The organism is Streptomyces sp. Tue6028, assembly GCF_002300165.1.
GTDB lineage: Bacteria > Actinomycetota > Actinomycetes > Streptomycetales > Streptomycetaceae > Streptomyces > Streptomyces siamensis.
Genome location: NZ_MLCE01000010.1, coordinates 108,576 through 126,879 on the forward strand (window position 1 = coordinate 108,576; position 18,304 = coordinate 126,879).

At 70.0% G+C, this 18,304-nt stretch carries 13 protein-coding genes and 1 tRNA gene; 8 read left to right on the plus strand and 6 right to left on the minus strand.

The genetic code is table 11. From position 1 onward, the window contains the following. Nucleotides 1–96: 96 nt before the first annotated feature. The 6 genes from BKI49_RS08650 (at nucleotide 97) to BKI49_RS08675 (ending at nucleotide 6,821) form a co-directional block, all read left to right on the plus strand. Nucleotides 97–759: a hypothetical protein gene (locus BKI49_RS08650; RefSeq protein WP_095933620.1), complete on the plus strand. Its 663-nt coding sequence runs from the start codon at nucleotides 97–99 to the stop codon at nucleotides 757–759. A gap of 396 nt (nucleotides 760–1,155) precedes the next feature. Continuing rightward, nucleotides 1,156–2,379 carry a branched-chain amino acid ABC transporter substrate-binding protein gene (locus tag BKI49_RS08655; protein ID WP_179332370.1) on the plus strand — a complete coding sequence of 408 codons (1,224 nt, stop codon included), beginning with the start codon at nucleotides 1,156–1,158 and terminating at the stop codon, nucleotides 2,377–2,379. 110 nt (nucleotides 2,380–2,489) lie between these two features. Next, a complete protein-coding gene (locus BKI49_RS08660; protein WP_095933622.1) occupies nucleotides 2,490–3,422 on the plus strand; it encodes a branched-chain amino acid ABC transporter permease in 933 nt (310 codons plus the stop codon). Nucleotides 3,423–3,427: 5 nt separating this feature from the next. Further along, a complete protein-coding gene (locus tag BKI49_RS08665; protein ID WP_095933760.1) occupies nucleotides 3,428–5,197 on the plus strand; it encodes a branched-chain amino acid ABC transporter permease in 1,770 nt (589 codons plus the stop codon). Further along, nucleotides 5,194–6,108, plus strand: coding sequence for an ABC transporter ATP-binding protein (locus BKI49_RS08670; protein ID WP_095933623.1), 915 nt, complete (start codon nucleotides 5,194–5,196; stop codon nucleotides 6,106–6,108). The genes BKI49_RS08665 and BKI49_RS08670 overlap by 4 nt, the downstream gene beginning before the upstream one ends. After that, the gene (locus BKI49_RS08675) at nucleotides 6,105–6,821 is read left to right on the plus strand and encodes an ABC transporter ATP-binding protein (RefSeq protein ID WP_028803100.1); all 717 of its coding nucleotides are present in this window, start codon (nucleotides 6,105–6,107) and stop codon (nucleotides 6,819–6,821) included. The genes BKI49_RS08670 and BKI49_RS08675 overlap by 4 nt, the downstream gene beginning before the upstream one ends. Before the next feature lie 132 nt (nucleotides 6,822–6,953). Here BKI49_RS08675 and BKI49_RS08680 read toward each other — a convergent pair whose 3' ends face one another. Beyond that, nucleotides 6,954–7,610, minus strand: a complete 657-nt coding sequence (locus BKI49_RS08680) for an ANTAR domain-containing response regulator (protein WP_028803101.1) — start codon at nucleotides 7,608–7,610, stop codon at nucleotides 6,954–6,956. Nucleotides 7,611–7,710: 100 nt separating this feature from the next. On the opposite strand from BKI49_RS08680, the gene BKI49_RS08685 reads away from it, so the two are divergent. Further along, nucleotides 7,711–7,785: transfer RNA gene (locus BKI49_RS08685), tRNA-Leu, on the plus strand. A 287-nt stretch (nucleotides 7,786–8,072) separates the two neighbouring features. On the opposite strand, the gene pyk is transcribed toward BKI49_RS08685, so the two are convergent. Both pyk and BKI49_RS08695 read right to left on the minus strand, forming a co-directional pair. Further along, the gene (gene pyk, locus BKI49_RS08690; RefSeq protein ID WP_095933624.1) at nucleotides 8,073–9,509 is read right to left on the minus strand and encodes a pyruvate kinase; all 1,437 of its coding nucleotides are present in this window, start codon (nucleotides 9,507–9,509) and stop codon (nucleotides 8,073–8,075) included. A gap of 188 nt (nucleotides 9,510–9,697) precedes the next feature. Further along, nucleotides 9,698–10,420, minus strand: coding sequence for an SIMPL domain-containing protein (locus tag BKI49_RS08695; protein WP_095933625.1), 723 nt, complete (start codon nucleotides 10,418–10,420; stop codon nucleotides 9,698–9,700). Nucleotides 10,421–10,558: 138 nt separating this feature from the next. Here BKI49_RS08695 and BKI49_RS08700 point away from each other — a divergent pair, with 138 nt between their 5' ends. Continuing rightward, nucleotides 10,559–12,361: a bifunctional metallophosphatase/5'-nucleotidase gene (locus tag BKI49_RS08700; protein WP_095933626.1), complete on the plus strand. Its 1,803-nt coding sequence runs from the start codon at nucleotides 10,559–10,561 to the stop codon at nucleotides 12,359–12,361. A 120-nt stretch (nucleotides 12,362–12,481) separates the two neighbouring features. On the opposite strand, the gene BKI49_RS08705 is transcribed toward BKI49_RS08700, so the two are convergent. From BKI49_RS08705 to pepN, 3 genes are all read right to left on the minus strand, one after another. After that, nucleotides 12,482–13,900, minus strand: coding sequence for a lysine N(6)-hydroxylase/L-ornithine N(5)-oxygenase family protein (locus tag BKI49_RS08705; RefSeq protein WP_095933627.1), 1,419 nt, complete (start codon nucleotides 13,898–13,900; stop codon nucleotides 12,482–12,484). Next, on the minus strand, nucleotides 13,897–15,285 hold the full coding sequence (locus BKI49_RS08710) for a pyridoxal phosphate-dependent decarboxylase family protein (protein ID WP_095933628.1): 1,389 nt from the start codon (nucleotides 15,283–15,285) through the stop codon (nucleotides 13,897–13,899). Before BKI49_RS08710 ends, BKI49_RS08705 begins: the two co-directional genes overlap by 4 nt. A 453-nt stretch (nucleotides 15,286–15,738) precedes the next feature. Then, on the minus strand, nucleotides 15,739–18,228 hold the full coding sequence (gene pepN / locus BKI49_RS08715; protein ID WP_095933629.1) for an aminopeptidase N: 2,490 nt from the start codon (nucleotides 18,226–18,228) through the stop codon (nucleotides 15,739–15,741). Between the last annotated feature and the right edge of the window lie 76 nt (nucleotides 18,229–18,304).

Consider the following 18,304-nt stretch of genomic DNA (forward strand, 5'->3'; position numbering starts at 1 on the left):
CGCCCACATGCCAAGACGGCTCGGTGGCGGGTGCGGCCAACCCCTCGTGCCGCGGCGCCCATTGGCGGAGTCACCGGCTCCGGCTTAGCGTGAGGCATGACCGGCATCGGGCCCGTCGAGCCGTACCACCCCGATGACCCCGACGGCCCCCACCAGGACCCGCCACCCGACCTCCTGTGGTCGAACTCCTCGCGCGCCCATGCCCGTTGGGATGCCCTGCCGCGCTCTCGACAGCGTCTCGCCCAGGCCCTGCTGGTCGCCGCGACCGTCACCGGCGCCTTCTTCCTGCTGCGCCCCGACCCGGCCACCCAGACCACCCCGAACCCGTACCCCTGGCCGGCAGGCGTCACGAACGTGTACTACAAGGGCCGGGGCCCGGCGCCCGCCACCTTCCGCTTCGAGGTCGACGTCTCGCGCGGCAGCCCGGTCACCGTCCATCAAGTGGGCGCAGGACTGCCGGAGTTGGGGGCCACCACGACGCCCGGCCTGCCACTGACAGTGAAGGCGGGCTCGCCCCGGCTGATCACGGTGCGCATCTCCGTATACAAGTGCAACGCGCTCCCGCCGGCCCTCGACCTCCCGCACCTCGACCTGCTCCTCAGCAACAGGACCGCTCGGCAGCAGCAGAGCTTTCTCTTCGGCGGCGCCTACCCGCGGGACCTGTGGGCCGACCTGCACGCCGTCTGCTTCCCCAACCCCACCGCGCCCGCGCCCACTTCGTCCCACCGGGACACCCGCCGCGACCTCACACGGCGGTAACAGTGGGTTACCTCTGCCGTAATGAAGCAATGGCCCGGCCGCGACCGTGTCCGGATCTCGCCCCGCGGAAGGCGGCGGCCACCCGCCAGGTCGGCCGGGTCCGGCCGACGCCATGAACCGGAACAGGGCGTTCTCAGCATGCGAACACACGGGGCCCCCGGACCGCGGCGCCCAAATAGTCCGATCGTCCGGCCTGCGCCCACCGGGACAGCCCCCGCATAACAAGAGCGTCACAGCCTTCCCCGCGCTCCTCCCCATGCCCCCTACCTGCGCTTAGAGTCACGGCCAGTCACCGCGCCGCCGGGCGCGTCTGCTGCACGGCCTGTTTCACCCAGTACGGCCCGGCGAGACTCACGGCCCCCACCTTGGGGTGCCGCGCCAGGGAGAGGAATCAACGTGCGACACCGTTCTTTGGTCATACTCACCTCCGTGCTCACCACGGGAGCACTCACGCTGACCGCCTGCGGCTCGCGCGACGACGGCGGGGACAGCAAGGACAGCGGCAAGAAGACCGAGATCATCATCGGCGTCGACGCGCCGCTGACCGGCCAGAACTCGGCCACCGGCCTCGGTATCCAGGGCGGCGTCCAGATCGCCGTCAACGACGCCAACAAGAACAACACCGTTCCCGGCGTGACCTTCAAGGTCCAGGCGCTCGACGACAAGGCGATCCCGGCCCAGGGCCAGTCGAACGCCACCCAGCTCGTCCAGAACGACAAGGTCCTCGGCGTCGTCGGCCCGCTCAACTCCGGTGTCGCCACGCAGATGCAGCAGGTCTTCGCCACGGCCAACCTGGTCGAGATCTCGCCGTCCAACACGGCTCCCGAGCTGACCCAGGGCAAGAACTGGCAGACGTCGAAGTCGCGTCCGTTCAAGACGTACTTCCGCACCGCCACCACCGACGCCCTCCAGGGCGGCTTCGCGGCCGACTACGCCTACAACGTGCTGAAGAAGCGCAAGGTGTTCGTCGTCGACGACAAGCAGACCTACGGTGCCGGCCTCGCCAAGCTGTTCAAGGCGGGCTTCACCAAGTCGGGCGGCAAGGTCGCGGGCGAGGACCACGTCAACACGGGCGACACGGACTTCTCGGCCCTCGTCACCAAGATCAAGAAGTCGAAGGCCGACCTCGTGTACTACGGCGGCCAGTACGACGAGTCGGAGAAGCTCACCAAGCAGCTCAAGGACGGCGGAGCCAAGATCCCGCTGTTCGGTGGTGACGGCATGTTCACCCCGACCTACATCGAGACCGCCGGCAAGACGTCCGAGGGTGACCTCGTGACCTCCGTCGGCCAGCCCGTCGACTCGCTGCCCTCCGCCGCCGAGTTCATCAAGAAGTACAAGGCCTCCGGCCTCAAGGGCGACTACGGCACCTACGGCGGCTACTCCTACGACGCCGCGACCGCCATCATCAAGGCGATCGGCAACGTCGTGAAGGACGGCAAGGTCCCGGACGACGCTCGCGCCAAGATCGTCGCCGAGGTCCAGAAGACCAAGTTCGACGGCATCGCCGGCCCCGTCTCCTTCGACGAGTTCGGTGACACCACGAACAAGCAGCTCACCGTCTACCAGGTCGTCGACGGCAAGTGGAAGGCCGTCAAGAGCGGCACGTTCAACGGCTGATCCACACTGCCGCTAGCACCATCCAAGGGCCGCGCGGCCAGACCACCCGTCACCGCGCGGCCCGCTTCATACGCCCTGCTCAACTCTCCCCACCACATGGAGGCCATGCGGTGAACACCCTGCCGCAGCAGCTGGCCAACGGGCTGTTCCTCGGCTCGATGTACGGGCTGATCGCCATCGGCTACACGATGGTGTACGGCATCGTCCAGCTCATCAACTTCGCCCACGGCGAGATCTTCATGACCGGCGGCTTCGGCGCGCTCACGGTCTACCTGTATGTCCTGCCCGACGGCACCACCATGTGGATAGCCCTCCCAGCGATGCTGATAGGCGGCGGCCTCGTCTCCGTCCTCATCGCCGTCGGGGCGGAACGCTTCGCCTACCGACCACTGCGCGGAGCACCACGCCTCGCACCACTCATCACCGCCATCGGCCTCTCGCTGGCACTCCAGCAGGCCGTCTTCAACTGGTACCCGAACGCCAAGAACGACCTCAAGTTCCCGCAACTCCCCTTCGGGCCCTGGCACATCGGTTCCGTCAGCATCCAGAGCGGCTCCTTCTTCGTCATCATCGCCGCCCCGATCTGCATGGCCGCCCTCGCCTTCTTCGTCCGTCTCTCGCGCACCGGCCGTGCCATGCAGGCCACCGCGCAGGACCCGGACACCGCGCAGCTGATGGGCATCGACACGAACCGCATCATCGTGGTCGCCTTCGCCATCGGCGGCTTCTTCGCCGCGGTCGCGGCCGTCGCGTACGGCCTGCGCTACGGCACCATCAAGTACGACATGGGCTTCCAGATGGGCCTCAAGGCCTTCACCGCGGCCGTCCTCGGCGGCATCGGCAACATCTACGGCGCCATGATCGGCGGCCTCGTCCTCGGCCTCGCCGAGACCCTGGCCACCTCCTACATCGACGGCATCCCGGGCATGCAGCAGCTCGGCGGCGGCGGCTGGTCCTCCGTCTGGGCCTTCGTCCTCCTCATCCTCGTCTTGCTGTTCAGGCCACAAGGCCTGGTCGGCGAACGCGTCGCGGACAGGGCGTGAGCACCATGGCTTCCAACGACACCACGGCCCCGGAGCGCGGGCTGATCGCACTGCCGCAGTCCGTCGCCCGCGTCCTCGTCGCGGTCGGCGCCGTCGCCACCATCGCCAGTACGTTCATGTCCTGGACATACACGGACGAATTCCCCGGGGACCTCACGTACTACGGCTCCCCGGCCGGTCTCCAGATCCTCGACCTCGTCGCCGGCATCTTCACCCTGCTGTTCGCACTGACCCTGTGGAACGTGCGCGGCCTCGGCTGGCTCAACCCGTCGGGCGCCACCCAGCCGGTCGTCCTCGCGTCCTGCTCCGCCTTCGCGGTCAGCTGGTTCAGCGCCATCGCCATCGCCGTGGACCTCAAAGGCCTCGTCGCCCTGGACCCCGGCGCCTACGTCACCGCCGTCGGCTCCCTGATCGCGCTCCTCGGCGCGCTCGCGCTGCCCAAGCCGGGCGACACGTTCAAGGACTACGTCACCAAGCCGGACAACATCCCGCCGGCCGCCAAAATCCCGGTCTGGGGCGAGCGCCTCGTCATCACCGGCGCCACCGCCGCGGCACTGATCATCTTCGCGTACGGCATCGGGGTCGACCCCGAGGCGAGCGAAACGTTCCTCGGCTATCTGCTGCTGGTCGTCTTCGGCATCTGGGCGCTGATGACCGCGGGCCTCTTCGACCGGTTCGCCACCCTCAACTCCCGCCACAAGGGCTTCGCCACCTCGATGGCGTTCCTGGCCGCGGCGCTGTTCCCCTTCGTCGAGAACAACGAGCACAACTCGAACCTCGGCGTGAACATCCTCGTCGTCGCCACCGTCGCCCTCGGCCTCAACATCGTCGTCGGCCTCACCGGTCTCCTCGACCTCGGATACGTCGCCTTCCTCGGTGTCGGCGCCTACGCCGCGGCCCTCGTCTCCGGCTCGGAGTTCTCCCGCTTCTCCGGCGTCCAGTTCCCCTTCTGGGCCGCGATGCTGACGGGCATGGCCGCGTCGCTCGTCTTCGGTGTCCTCATCGGAGCGCCGACCCTGCGCCTGCGCGGTGACTACCTCGCCATCGTGACGCTCGGCTTCGGAGAGATCTTCCGCATCTCCGTCAACAACATGGACGGTTCCTCCGGGCCCAACCTCACCAACGGCCCCAACGGCATCTCCATGATCCCGGACCTCAACATCTTCGGGTTCAACTTCGGCAGCAGCCACGACGTCGGCGGGGTCACCCTCGGCCGGTTCGCGAACTACTTCCTGCTGATGCTGATCATCACGGCGATCGTGGTCGTCGTGTTCAACCGGGCCGCCGACTCCCGTATCGGCCGCTCGTGGATCGCCATCCGCGAGGACGAGACCGCCGCCACCGCCATGGGCATCAACGGCTTCCGCGTCAAGCTCATCGCCTTCGCGCTGGGCGCCTCGCTCGCCGGCCTCGCCGGCACCGTCAGCGCCCACGTCGGCTACAGCGTCAACCCGGCCCCGTACCAGTTCGCCGGCTCGGTACCGCCGAACTCCGCCTTCCTGCTCGCCGCGGTCGTCCTCGGCGGCATGGGCACCGTCAACGGCCCGATCCTCGGCGCCTCGCTGCTCTACCTCCTCCCCGAGAAGCTCGGCTTCCTGAGGGAGTACCAGCTCCTCGCCTTCGGCCTCGCGCTCGTCATCCTGATGCGCTTCCGCCCCGAGGGCATCGTGGCCAACCGCCGCCGCCAGCTCGAATTCCACGACACCGGCCAGCTCGACATTCCGGAGCAGGCCCTGCCCGACACCACCGTCGGCGTCACGAAGGCAGGGGCGTGACCCACATGACCACCACCACAGCCCCCACCCCGGTGCTCGAAGCCAGCGGCGTCACCATGCGCTTCGGCGGTCTCACCGCCGTCCGCAGCGTCGACCTCACGGTCAACTCGGGTGAGATCGTCGGCCTCATCGGACCCAACGGCGCGGGAAAGACCACCTTCTTCAACTGCCTGACGGGCCTCTACGTCCCCACCGAGGGCAAGGTCTCGTACAAGGGCAAGGTCCTCCCGCCCAAGCCCCACCTGGTCACCAGCGCGGGCATCGCCCGTACCTTCCAGAACATCCGGCTGTTCGCCAACATGACCGTTCTGGAGAACGTGCTCGTGGGCCGGCACACCCGGACGAAGGAAGGCCTCTGGTCCGCGCTCCTGCGCGGTCCGGGCTTCCGCAAGGCCGAGGCCGCGTCCCGCGAACGCGCCATGGAGCTGCTGGAGTTCATCGGTCTCGACCACAAGGCCGACCACCTCTCCCGCAACCTCCCCTACGGCGAGCAGCGCAAGCTGGAGATCGCCCGCGCCATGGCGAGCGACCCGGGCCTGCTACTCCTCGACGAGCCGACCGCGGGCATGAACCCGCAGGAGACGCGGGCGACGGAAGAACTCGTCTTCGCCATCCGTGACCGGGGCATCGCCGTGCTCGTCATCGAGCACGACATGCGCTTCATCTTCAACCTGAGCGACCGCGTCGCCTGTCTCGTCCAGGGCGAGAAGCTCGTCGAGGGCACGTCGGAGGTCGTCCAGGGCGACGAGCGCGTCATCGCCGCCTACCTCGGCACGCCGTTCGAGGGCGCCCCCGGCGACGAGGAGGCCGCGGAGGTCGAGGCCGCCGAGGCCGGAGCCGCCGAGGCCGCCGAGGCCGCCGAGGCCGCCGAGGCGTCGAGCAGCACCAGCAAGGAAGGAACCGCCCAGTGACCGCACTGCTGGAGGTCGAGGACCTCAAGGTCGCCTACGGCAAGATCGAGGCCGTCAAGGGCATCTCCTTCACCGTCGAAGCCGGTCAGATCGTCACCCTCATCGGCACCAACGGCGCCGGTAAGACGACGACTCTGCGCACCCTCTCCGGGCTCCTCAAGCCCAGCGGCGGGCGCATCCTCTTCGACGGTCAGCCCCTCGCCAACGTCCCCGCTCACAAGATCGTCGCCCTCGGACTCGCCCACTCCCCCGAGGGCCGGCACATCTTCCCCCGTCTGACCATCGCGGAGAACCTCCAGCTCGGAGCGTTCCTGCGGAGCGACAAGGCGGGCATCGAGAAGGACATCCAGCGGGCCTACGACCTGTTCCCCATCCTGGGCGAGCGGCGCAAGCAGGCCGCGGGAACCCTCTCGGGCGGTGAGCAGCAGATGCTGGCAATGGGCCGGGCGCTGATGTCCCAGCCCAAGCTGCTCATGCTGGACGAGCCGTCCATGGGCCTCTCGCCGATCATGATGCAGAAGATCATGTCGACGATCGCCGAGCTGAAGGCCGCCGGCACGACGATCCTGCTCGTCGAGCAGAACGCCCAGGCGGCGCTCTCGCTCGCCGACCAGGGGCACGTCATGGAGGTCGGCAGCATCGTCCTCTCCGGCACCGGTCAGGACCTGCTGCACGACGAGTCCGTGCGGAAGGCGTACCTCGGCGAGGACTGAGGCACCCCGCCCGGCACGTCCCCGGACGCGCGAAGAGGCCCGCACCCCTCGGGGTGCGGGCCTCTCGCATGCCCTCGGTACGGAGTCCGCTCGCCGTCGCGGGCGACGCGCCGGCCGCAGCGGTGCGGCGGACTAGCCCTTCGCGGCCTTCTTCTCCGCGGCGTCCTGGATGACCGCCTCGGCCACCTGCTGCATGGACATCCGACGGTCCATGGACGTCTTCTGGATCCACCGGAAGGCGGCCGGCTCCGTCAGCCCGTACTCCGTCTGCAGAACGGACTTGGCCCGGTCGACGAGCTTGCGCGTCTCCAGCCGCTGGGTGAGATCCTCGATCTCCTTCTCCAGCGCCTTCAGCTCGGTGAAGCGCGACACCGCCATCTCGATGGCGGGCACCACGTCGCTCTTGCTGAAGGGCTTGACCAGGTACGCCATCGCGCCGGCGTCACGGGCCCGCTCGACGAGGTCGCGCTGCGAGAACGCGGTCAGCATGAGGACGGGGGCGATGCTCTCCTCGGCGATCTTCTCCGCCGCGGAGATCCCGTCCAGCTTCGGCATCTTCACATCGAGGATCACGAGGTCCGGCTTGTGCTCGCGGGCCAGCTCGACGGCCTGCTCACCGTCGCCCGCCTCGCCCACGACGGTGTAGCCCTCCTCCTCCAGCATCTCTTTGAGGTCGAGTCGGATCAGTGCCTCGTCCTCAGCGATGACGACACGGGTCGTCAGCGGAGGCACGTGCGACTTGTCGTCGTCGGGCGCGTCTACGGGCTGGGGCGACTCGGGGGCGGTCACGGGGGCTCCTCGTTCAGGGCGCGGGTACTGCTCCCAAGAGCCTACCCAGCTGCGGTATGGTGGTCTGGCAGCGGGTCGGGGTAAACCTTCGATTCAGCGGGCCCCGGTAGCCCAATTGGCAGCAGGCAATGGATTCAAAACCCATACAGTGTCGGTTCGAGTCCGACCCGGGGCACTTTTCTTTCGATTCCAAGGTCGCCATCCAGAAGTGGATGTTTCCTTTCCCTTGAACATCCGCGCCTTTTGCGCGCGTCGCGGACGATCCGTTCCCCGGTGTATTCGCCCCGGGCGCCAGGACATGACAGCCCCACGCCCCCGTCCGTGAACCGGGCTGTCCACGCGTACCCGTTGGGGCTCCGTCCCGTCCTGCGACAACACCGCCCGATCACCACCCGGCCGTGACGTCGTGGCACACCGACGGGCCCCTCCGGACGATTCCGCAGGGGCCCGTCGCCGTACCGGCTACTTGGGGCTGTCGTCCTCACCGATGTGGTGCACGCGGACCAGGTTGGTCGAACCGGAGACCCCGGGCGGCGACCCCGCCGTGATCACGACGATGTCGCCCTTCTCGCACCGGCCGTACTTCAGGAGCAGCTCGTCCACCTGTTCCACCATGGCGTCGGTGGAGCCGACGTGCGGGCCGAGGAAGGTCTCCACGCCCCAGGTGAGGTTCAGCTGGGAGCGGGTCGCCTGGGCCGGGGTGAAGGCCAGCAGCGGGATCGGCGAACGGTAGCGGGACAGCCGGCGGGCCGTGTCCCCGGACTGGGTGAAGGCAACGAGGAACCGGGCGCCGAGGAAGTCGCCCATCTCGGCGGCGGCGCGTGCCACGGCACCGCCCTGGGTGCGGGGCTTGTTGCGCTCGGTCAGCGGCGGGAGCCCCTTGGCGAGGATGTCCTCCTCCGCCGCCTCCACGATGCGCGCCATGGTGCGCACGGTCTCGACGGGGTACTTGCCGACGCTCGTCTCGCCGGACAGCATCACCGCGTCCGTGCCGTCGATGACGGCGTTGGCGACGTCGGAGGCCTCCGCGCGGGTGGGCCGGGAGTTGTCGATCATCGAGTCGAGCATCTGGGTGGCGACGATGACCGGCTTGGCGTTCCGCTTGGCCAGCTTGATGGCGCGCTTCTGGACGATCGGCACCTGCTCCAGCGGCATTTCGACGCCGAGGTCGCCGCGCGCGACCATGATGCCGTCGAACGCGGCGACGATGTCGTCGATGTTCTCGACGGCCTGGGGCTTCTCGACCTTGGCGATCACCGGGAGGCGGCGGCCCTCCTCGTCCATGATCCGGTGGACGTCCTCGATGTCCTTGCCGCTGCGGACGAACGACAGGGCGATGACGTCGAATCCGGAGCGCAGGGCCCAGCGCAGGTCCGCCTCGTCCTTCTCGGAGAGGGCGGGGACGGAGACGGCGACACCGGGGAGGTTGAGGCCCTTGTGGTCGGAGACCATGCCGCCCTCGACGACCGTGGTGTGCACGCGGGGGCCGTCGACGGCCGTGACCTCCAGGCAGACCTTGCCGTCGTCGACGAGGATGCGCTCACCGGGCGTGACGTCGGAGGCCAGACCCCCGTAGGTCGTACCGCAGGTCTGGCGGTCGCCCTCGAAGCCGTCCTCGACGGTGATGGTGAAGCTGTCTCCGCGTTCAAGGAGTACGGGACCTTCGCTGAAGCGGCCGAGCCGGATCTTCGGGCCTTGAAGGTCGGCGAGGATGCCGACGCTGCGGCCGGTCTCGTCGGAGGCCTTCCGCACGTGCTGGTAACGCTCCTCGTGCTCGGCATAGGTGCCGTGACTGAGGTTGAAGCGGGCTACGTCCATTCCGGCATCGACCAGTGCCTTGATCTGGTCGTACGAGTCGGTGGCGGGGCCCAATGTACAAACGATCTTTGCTCGGCGCATGATTCGAGCCTAGGCCTTACCGGCGGGTAGAGAATTGGTCGCGTGTGACTACTCAACAACGCTTGCGTGAAGCGTTATTGACAAGTGTTGAATTGTGCACCGGGGCGCTCCGATGAGCATTCGGAAGCGCCCCGGAACAATTCGAGGGATCCTTCGCCCCTCTATTCGAAATACCGGACATTCGGTGGTCACAACCGTGGCGGCGCCATCGTGAAGCGGGCGTTGACCTGGGCGTAGACGTGCTGGCGCTGCGGTTCGAGATCGAGGGGCGCGGCTTCCTCGTCCGCGGACGAGGCGTACACGGACCGTGAGCGCGCGGCGCCGGCGAGACCGTACGGCTGGACGTTCTCCGCGCCGATGTCCGCCAGTTCCACCAGGGCCGTAAGGGTGGTGCCGAGGGCCTCCGCGTACTCGCGGGCGCGCTGCACGGCCTCGCGGACGGCGTGCTGCCTGGCCCTGCGGTGTTCGGGCGAATCCGGGCGCAGGGCCCACCAGGGGCCGTCGACACGGGTGATCTGGAGGTCCGCCAGTCGTGTGGTGAGCTCGCCGAGCGCGGTGAAGTCGGTGAGTTCGGCGTCGATCCGGACATGGCCGACGTAGGCGTGGACGCGTTCGCCGCGGCCGTGCCGGGTCAGTTCCGGGGTGATGGAGAACCCGCCGGTCTCCACGCGTTCGACGGCGTCTCCGTAGGACTTCACCAGGTCGAGTGCGGCGGCGTTGCGGCGGGTGAGGTCGGCGAGCGCCTCCTGCCTGTCCTTGCCGCGCGCGGCGACGGTGACGCCGATCCGGGCGATCTCCGGGTCGACCTCCAGGTGGGCCTCGCCGCGCACGGCGATGCGCGGGGACTCGGGCGTCCCGTACGGGACGGCGAGTTGGGGTTCTTCCGGGGCGGAGTCTGCATTGGGGGCCATACGTCCCACTCTGTCACCGGGACGGCCGGTTGTGGCGCCCACAGGTCATCAGAAAGAAACCTCACGGACCTGTTGCCGCCGTGGCGCGTGGGCCAGAATCTACGCGCGTCGTCGACCCATTTCCTAGGAGCCACAGACATGCCGTTGAACCGCAGGAAGTTCCTCAAGAAGTCCGCCGTGACGGGTGCGGGCGTCGCGCTCGCCGGCGCGGCGGCTGCTCCGGCGGCGCAGGCCGCCGAGGCCACGGGCGGCAAGAAGCCCAAGCGGTACTCCCTGACGGTGATGGGCACGACGGACCTGCACGGCCACGTCTTCAACTGGGACTACTTCAAGGACGCGGAGTACAAGGACGCGGCGGGCAACGCCCAGGGCCTGTCCCGGATCTCGACGCTGGTGAACCAGATCCGCGAGGAGAAGGGCCGCTGCAACACGCTCCTCCTCGACGCGGGCGACACCATTCAGGGCACCCCGCTGACGTACTACTACGCGAAGGTCGACCCGATCACCGCCAAGGGCGGTCCGGTGCACCCGATGGCGCAGGCGATGAACGCGATCGGCTACGACGCGGCGGCCCTCGGCAACCACGAGTTCAACTACGGCATCGAGACGCTGCGGAAGTTCGAGTCGCAGTGCCACTTCCCGCTGCTCGGCGCCAACGCGCTCGACGCGAAGACCCAGAAGCCCGCCTTCCCGCCGTACTTCATCAAGACGTTCCACGTGCCGGGTGCCGCGCCGGTGAAGGTGGCCGTGCTCGGTCTGACAAACCCGGGCATCGCGATCTGGGACAAGGCCTACGTGCAGGGCAAGCTGACGTTCCCGGGACTCGAGGAGCAGGCGGCCAAGTGGGTGCCGAAGCTGCGCTCCATGGGCGCGGACGTCGTCGTCGTGTCGGCGCACTCCGGTTCCTCCGGCACCTCCTCGTACGGTGACCAGCTGCCCTACGTCGAGAACTCGGCGGCCCTGGTGGCCCAGCAGGTGCCGGGCATCGACGCGATCCTCGTCGGCCACGCGCACGTGGAGATCCCCGAGCTGAAGGTCACCAACACCGCCACCGGGAAGACGGTCGTCCTCTCGGAGCCGCTGGCCTTCGCCGAGCGGCTGTCCGTGTTCGACATCGAGCTGGTCTTCGAGAAGGGCAGGTGGCAGGTCGAGTCGGTGGCGTCGTCGGTCCGCAACTCGAACTCGGTCGCCGACGACCCGAAGATCACCAAGCTGCTGAAGGACGAGCACGCGGCGGTCGTGGAGTACGTCAACCAGGTGGTCGGCACGGCGACCGACACCCTGACGACGGTCGAGGCGCGGTACAAGGACGCCCCGATCATCGACCTGATCACCAAGGTGCAGGAGGACGTGGTCAAGGCGGCGCTGGCGGGCACCTCGTACGCCTCGCTGCCCGTGATCGCGCAGGCCTCGCCGTTCTCGCGGACCTCGGAGATCCCGGCCGGCGACGTGACCATCCGCGACCTGTCGAGCCTGTACGTGTACGACAACACCCTGGTCGCCAAGGTGATGACGGGCGCTCAGATCCGGGCGTACCTGGAGTACTCGGCGGAGTACTTCGTGCAGACCGCGGCCGACGCGCCGGTCGACGTGGACAAGCTCACCAACGCGAACAACCGCCCCGACTACAACTACGACTACGTGTCGGGACTCCAGTACGACATCGACGTCGCGCAGGCGGCCGGTTCACGCATCAAGAACCTGACCTACAACGGGGCCGCGCTGGACGGCGCCCAGCAGTTCGTGCTCGCCGTGAACAACTACCGCGCGAACGGCGGCGGCGCCTTCCCGCACGTCGCGTCGGCCACCGAGGTGTGGTCGGAGTCGACGGAGATCCGCACGCGGATCTCCGAGTGGGTCACCGCCAAGGGCACGCTGGACCCGAAGGAGTTCGCCTCCGCGGACTGGAAGCTGACGCGGAACGGCACGCCCGTCTTCTAGCCCATGAGGCCTGTCCTCCAGTCCGGGTGGCCCGTTCCCGGGCTCCCTGCGGGACCGACGGCGTCGGCGCGGACTCCGCGCCGACGCCGTCGGCGTTCCGGCGGGCGCGCGCCACCTCGTCTACCGCCCGTCGACGAGCGGGGTGAGCGTCAGCTCGTCCCGGCGCGCACCCGGGACCTGCTGCTGCTCGAGTCCGAACGTGGTGAAGGCGGTGCGACCGGGCAGCGGGTAGGGGTCCTTGCCGGTGAGGGAGTTGAGGATGGTGGCGCTGCGCCAGGCGGCGAGACCGAGATCGGGCGCACCGACACCGTGGGTGTGGAGTTCGGCGTTCTGGACATACAGATGGCCCGTGACGGAGGGGTCCAGCACGAGGCGGAAGTGGTCGTCGATCCGGGGGCGCTCGGCGCTGTCACGGCGCAGGTAGGGGTCGAGCCCGGCGAGGATGCGGCCGAGCGGGCGCTCGCGGTAGCCGGTGGCGAGGACGACGGCGTCGGTGGTGAGCCGGGAACGGGCGCCCTGCTGGACGTGTTCCAGGTGGAGTTCGACCTTGGTGGTGGCGACGCGTCCCGCGGTGCGCACGGTGACGGCGGGGGTGAGGACGGCGTCGGGCCAGCCGCCGTGCAGGGTGCGGCGGTAGAGCTCGTCGTGGATGGCGGCGATGGTGTCGGCGTCGATGCCCTTGTGGAGCTGCCACTGCGCGGCGACGAGCCGGTCGCGGACCGGTTCGGTCAGGGCGTGGAAGTAGCGGGTGTAGTCGGGCGTGAAGTGTTCCAGGCCGAGCTTGGAGTACTCCATGGGCGCGAACGCCTCGGTACGGGCCAGCCAGTGGATCTTCTCGCGTCCGGCGGGGCGGTTGCGCAGCAGGTCGAGGAAGACCTCGGCTCCGGACTGTCCCGCGCCGATCACGGTGATGTGCTCGGCGGTGAGGAACCGCTCCCGGTGCTGGAGATAGTCCGCGGCGTGGATGACGGGCACGCCGGGTGCCTCGACCAGGGGTCTGAGGGGGTCGGGGATGTGCGGGGCGGTGCCGACGCCCAGCACGATGTTGCGCGTGTACGAGCGGCCCAGCGCCTCGGCCTCCCCGTCGGCGTCGAGCTGGCTGAAGTCGACCTCGAAGAGGGCGCGTTCGGGGTCCCAGCGGACGGCGTCGACCTGATGGCCGAAGTGCAGTCCGGGGAGGCTGTCGGCGACCCACCGGCAGTAGGCGTCGTACTCGGCGCGCTGGATGTGGAAGCGCTCGGCGAAGTAGAAGGGGAAGAGGCGGTCGCGGTCCTTGAGGTAGTTGAGGAACGACCAGGGGTTCGCCGGGTCGGCGAGGGTCACCAGGTCCGCCAGGAAGGGGACTTGGAGGGTGGCGCCGTCGATGAGCAGGCCGGGGTGCCAGTCGAAGCCGGGGCGCTGTTCGTAGAAGACGGTGTCGAGTTCGGCCAGGGGGTGGGCGAGGGCGGCGAGGGAGAGGTTGAACGGGCCGATGCCGATGCCCACCAGGTCGCGGGGTGCTTCGGCGGCGGGACGTGGGGGGTTGGGCGTCTGGCTCATCGCGGTGTGTGTCCTTCCACCAGTTTCAGGAGGGTGGCCAGGTCGCCCGGCCGGGTGTGGGGGTTGAGGAGGGTGACCTTGAGCCAGAGGCGGCCGTCGAGGGCGGCGCGGCCGAGGACGGCACGGCCCTCGTGCAGGAGGGTGCGGCGCACCGCGGCGACGGCGGCGTCGGAAGCCCCTGTGGGCCGGAACAGGACCGTGCTGATGACCGGCCGGTCGTAGAGCTCGAAGCCGGGTTGTGCGGCTATCAGGTCGGCCAGTTCGGCGGCCTGCGCGCAGACCTGGTCGACGAGCGCGCCGAGGCCGGCCCGTCCCAGCGTGGCGAGGGTGACGGCGATCTTGAGGATGTCGGGGCGCCGGGTGGTGCGCAGGGAGCGGCCGAGGAGGTCGGGGAGGCCGGCCTCGGTGTCGTCGTCGGCGTTCAGGTAGTCGGCGCTGTGCTGCAGGACGGCGAGGTCGCTCGCGTTCCGTACGGCGAGGAGTCCCGCGGCCACGGGCTGCCAGCCCAGTTTGTGCAGGTCGAGGGTGACGGTGTCGGCACGGTGCAGCCCGTCGAGCCGCGCGCCGTACCGGTCGCTGAAGAGGAGGCCTCCGCCGTAGGCCGCGTCGATGTGGAGGCGGGCGCCGTGCGCCGTGCACAGGTCGGCGATGTCGGCCAGCGGGTCGAGGAGTCCGGCGTCCGTGGTGCCGGCGGTGGCGGCCACCAGGAGGGAGCCGCGGGGGCCGGGGAGTTCGGTGAGCGCCTCGTCGAGGGCGGCCGGGTCCATCGTGCCGGCCGGGGCGGGGACGACGACGGGCTCGGGCAGGCCGAGCAGCCAGGCGGCGCGGTGCAGGGAGTGGTGGGCGTTGGCGCCGCAGACCAGCCGCACGCCCCCGCGGGCCTCGCGGGCGAGGAGGAGGGCGAGTTGGTTGGACTCGGTGCCGCCGGTGGTGACGAGGGCGTCGGCCCGTCCGGGCGGCTCTTCGGCCTCCGCGTAGACCTCCGCGGCCAGCGCCGCGGTGACGAGGGCTTCGAGCGCGGAGGCGGCCGGCGCCTGGTCCCAGGAGTCCAGGGACGGGTTGAGGACGGCGGCGGCCAGGTCTGCGGCGGCCGCGACGGCGAGAGGCGGGCAGTGCAGGTGGGCGGCGCACAGCGGGTCGGCGGGGTCGGCCGCGCCTGCCGCCAGGGCGCGCACCAGGACGCGCAGGGCGTCGTCGCGGCCCTCCCGGGGCAGCACCTCGCCCACCGCGTCGCGCACGTGCCGCGCGACCGCCTCCGGGCCTCCGGCGGGCAGCGGGCCCCCGCGCGCCGCCGCGCCCTCGCGCAGGGCGTCGAGGACGGTGTCGAGCAGTGGCCGCAGAGCGCCGGGACCTTCGGGACCTGAGGCGAGGGGCGGCGTGCTCATGGGGTGTCCTCCGGTGGGCGCGCGGCGGGGTGATTTCCAGGGTGTACGCATTTCGGGTCGGCGCACCCGTATGGGACAACGATCCGACCCGAAAGGGGGTACTGCCGTGCGGAGGAAATGTGTCGGGGCGGCCGGGGTGCTACGCGCCGCGGTCCGCCCGCGCGCCCTGCGCGCCCCGCCGCCCCCGTTCGCCCGTGGGCCGTGCGTGCCCTGCCGCCCCAATTCGCCCGTGGGCCCTGCGCGCCCGCCGCCCCGGTCCGTGCGGTGGGCGGCGCTCCTCAGGTGCCGGACGGGCCGGGGAGCGGCACGTGCCGCGCCCGGGGACGAGACGTCCGACGCCGCGCCCAGGGACGAGACGTCCGGCGCCGTGCCCGGGGACGAGACGTCCGGCGCCGTGCCCGGGGACGAGACGTCCGTGCCCGCCCTCGAAGGGCGGGCACGGATCTCCCGGGATCAGGCCTCGCGGACCCGCAGCGCCCGTGCGAGATCGTCGAGTTGGTCGGCGAGCTTGCGCCGCAGCGCCGGAATGGGTTCGGCGTCCCGCAGACATGCCTCGCCCAGCGCCAGCGTCCGGTCGGAGATCGCGTGCACGGGGAACGCCCAGCGTCCCGCCGCCTCGGCGATCGCGGGACCGCGACGGGTGGCGACGGCCACCGCGTCGGTCCAGTACCGCTCGACGTACTCCCGTACGAGCTCGGCCTGTTCGGGCTGCCAGAAGCCCTGGGCGGTGGCGGTGAACAGGTAGTTGGAGAGGTCGTCGGTGGTGAACATCTCCTCCCACGCCCTGCGCTTGGCCTCCGGGTCGGGCAGCGCGGCCCGGCAGCGGGCGGCGCCCTCCTGACCGGTGGCGCTCGGGTCCTGGACGAGTTCGGCGTCGATGACGGCGTCGTCGACGGCGCCGAGCACGGCGAGCCGGCCGAGGATGCGCCAGCGCAGCTCCGGGTCGAGTTCCGGGCCGCCGGGCACGGTGCCCTCGGAGAACCAGGCACTGATGGTGTCGGGGTGGGCCGCAACGTCGATGAGGTGGCGTACGGCGGTCAGGCGCAGCCCCGGGTGGGACCCGTCCTCGGTCCGGCGGATCAGGTCGCGGCACAGGTCGGTGAGGGTGGCGAGCGCGGCGGGCCGCTCCTCGGCGGACACGAACCGGTCGGCGACGTGGGCGCTCGCGAACGACAGGACGCCCTGGACGAGGGCGAGGTCCGTCTCGTGCGGGAGGTGGGCGCGGGCGGCCTCGACGTAGGCCATGGCGGGCAGTTCGCCGTCGCGCACGGCGTCCCGCAGGGCGTTCCACACGACCGCGCGGGTGAGCGGGTCGGGCAGGCCCGACAGGGAGCCGCGCACGGCCCGGAACGACTCGGCGTCGAAGCGGACCTTGGCGTACGAGAGGTCCCCGTCGTTCAGGAGGAGCAGGGCCGGCCGCTTGCCGATGGCCACCGACTCGGTCTGCGGCACGTCCAGTTCGAGGCGCTCGCGGAGGGTGAGGCGGCCCCCGTCGGACAGGTCCGGGTCGTAGAGGCCGACGGCGATGCGGTGCGGGCGGCTGCCCCGGTGCTCGACGGTGAGGGTGTGGCCGCCGTCGGCCGCCGCGGTGATCGTGGGGACGAGGGTGTCCACGCCGGTGGTGCGCAGCCAGGAGTCGGCCCAGGCGTGCACGTCGCGCTCGGTGGCGGAGGCGAGGTTGTCGATGAAGTCGGCGAGGGTGGCGTTGCCGAACTTGTGGCGGGCGAAGTGGGTGTTGATGCCGGCGAGGAAGTCCTTCTCGCCGAGCCAGGCCACCAGTTGGCGCAGGGCGGAGGCGCCCTTGGCGTAGGAGATGCCGTCGAAGTTGAGCATGGCGGACGCGGTGTCGGGGACGGCGTCCGGGTCCGGGGCGACGGGGTGGGTGGAGGGGCGCTGGTCCGCGTCGTAGCCCCAGGACTTGCGGGCGACGCCGAAGTCGGTCCAGGTGTCGGTGAAGCGGGTGGCCTCGGTGAGGGTCTGGTAACCCATGTACTCGGCGAAGGACTCGTTCAGCCAGATGTCGTCCCACCAGCGCAGGGTGACGAGGTCGCCGAACCACATGTGGGCCATCTCGTGGGCGATGACCATGGCGCGGGTCTGCCGCTCGGTGTCGGTGACGGCGGAGCGGTAGATGAACTCGTCGCGGAAGGTGACGAGCCCGGGGTTCTCCATGGCGCCGGCGTTGAACTCGGGGACGAACGCCTGGTCGTAGGAGTCGAAGGGGTAGGGCTCGTCGAACTTCTCGTGGTAGCGGTCGAAGCAGGCGCGGGTGATGTCGAGGATCTCGTCGGCGTCGGCGTCCATGTAGGGGGCCAGGGAGCGCCGGCAGTGGATGCCGAAGGGCAGGCCGCGGTGTTCGGTGCGGACGGAGTGCCAGGGACCCGCGGCGACGGCGACGAGGTAGGTGGAGACCAGCGGCGTGGGGGCTGCCGTCCAGCGGCCGTTGCCGAGGTGCTCGGTGACGCCGTTGGCGAGGACGGTCCAGCCCTCGGGGGCGGTGACGGACAGCTCGAAGACGGCCTTCAGGTCGGGCTGGTCGAAGGCGGCGAAGACGCGCTGGACGTCCTCCATGAACAGCTGGGTGTAGAGGTAGGTCTCGCCGTCGGTGGGATCGGTGAAGCGGTGCATGCCCTCGCCGGTGCGGGAGTAGCGCATGACGGCGTCGACGCGCAGCTCGTGCTCGCCCGCGGTCAGGCCTTTGAGGGGCAGCCGGTTCTCGGCCAGGGTCTCCGGGTCGAGGGACCGCCCGTCGAGGGTGACGGAGCGCAGCTCGGCGGGCTTCAGCTCGACGAAGGTGTCCGCGTCGGCGCGGGCGGTGAACCGGATGACGGTCCGGGAGTCGAAGGTCTCGTCCCCGCGGGTCAGGTCGAGTTCGATCCCGTAGTGGTGGACGTCGAGGAGCTTGGCACGGGTCTGCGCTTCGTCGCGCGTCAGTACGGACATGAGGACATGCTGCCTGATGGCTCCGACAGGGCACAGAGGTGGTCCGGTACGCGGCATATGCACCGCACCACTCGCC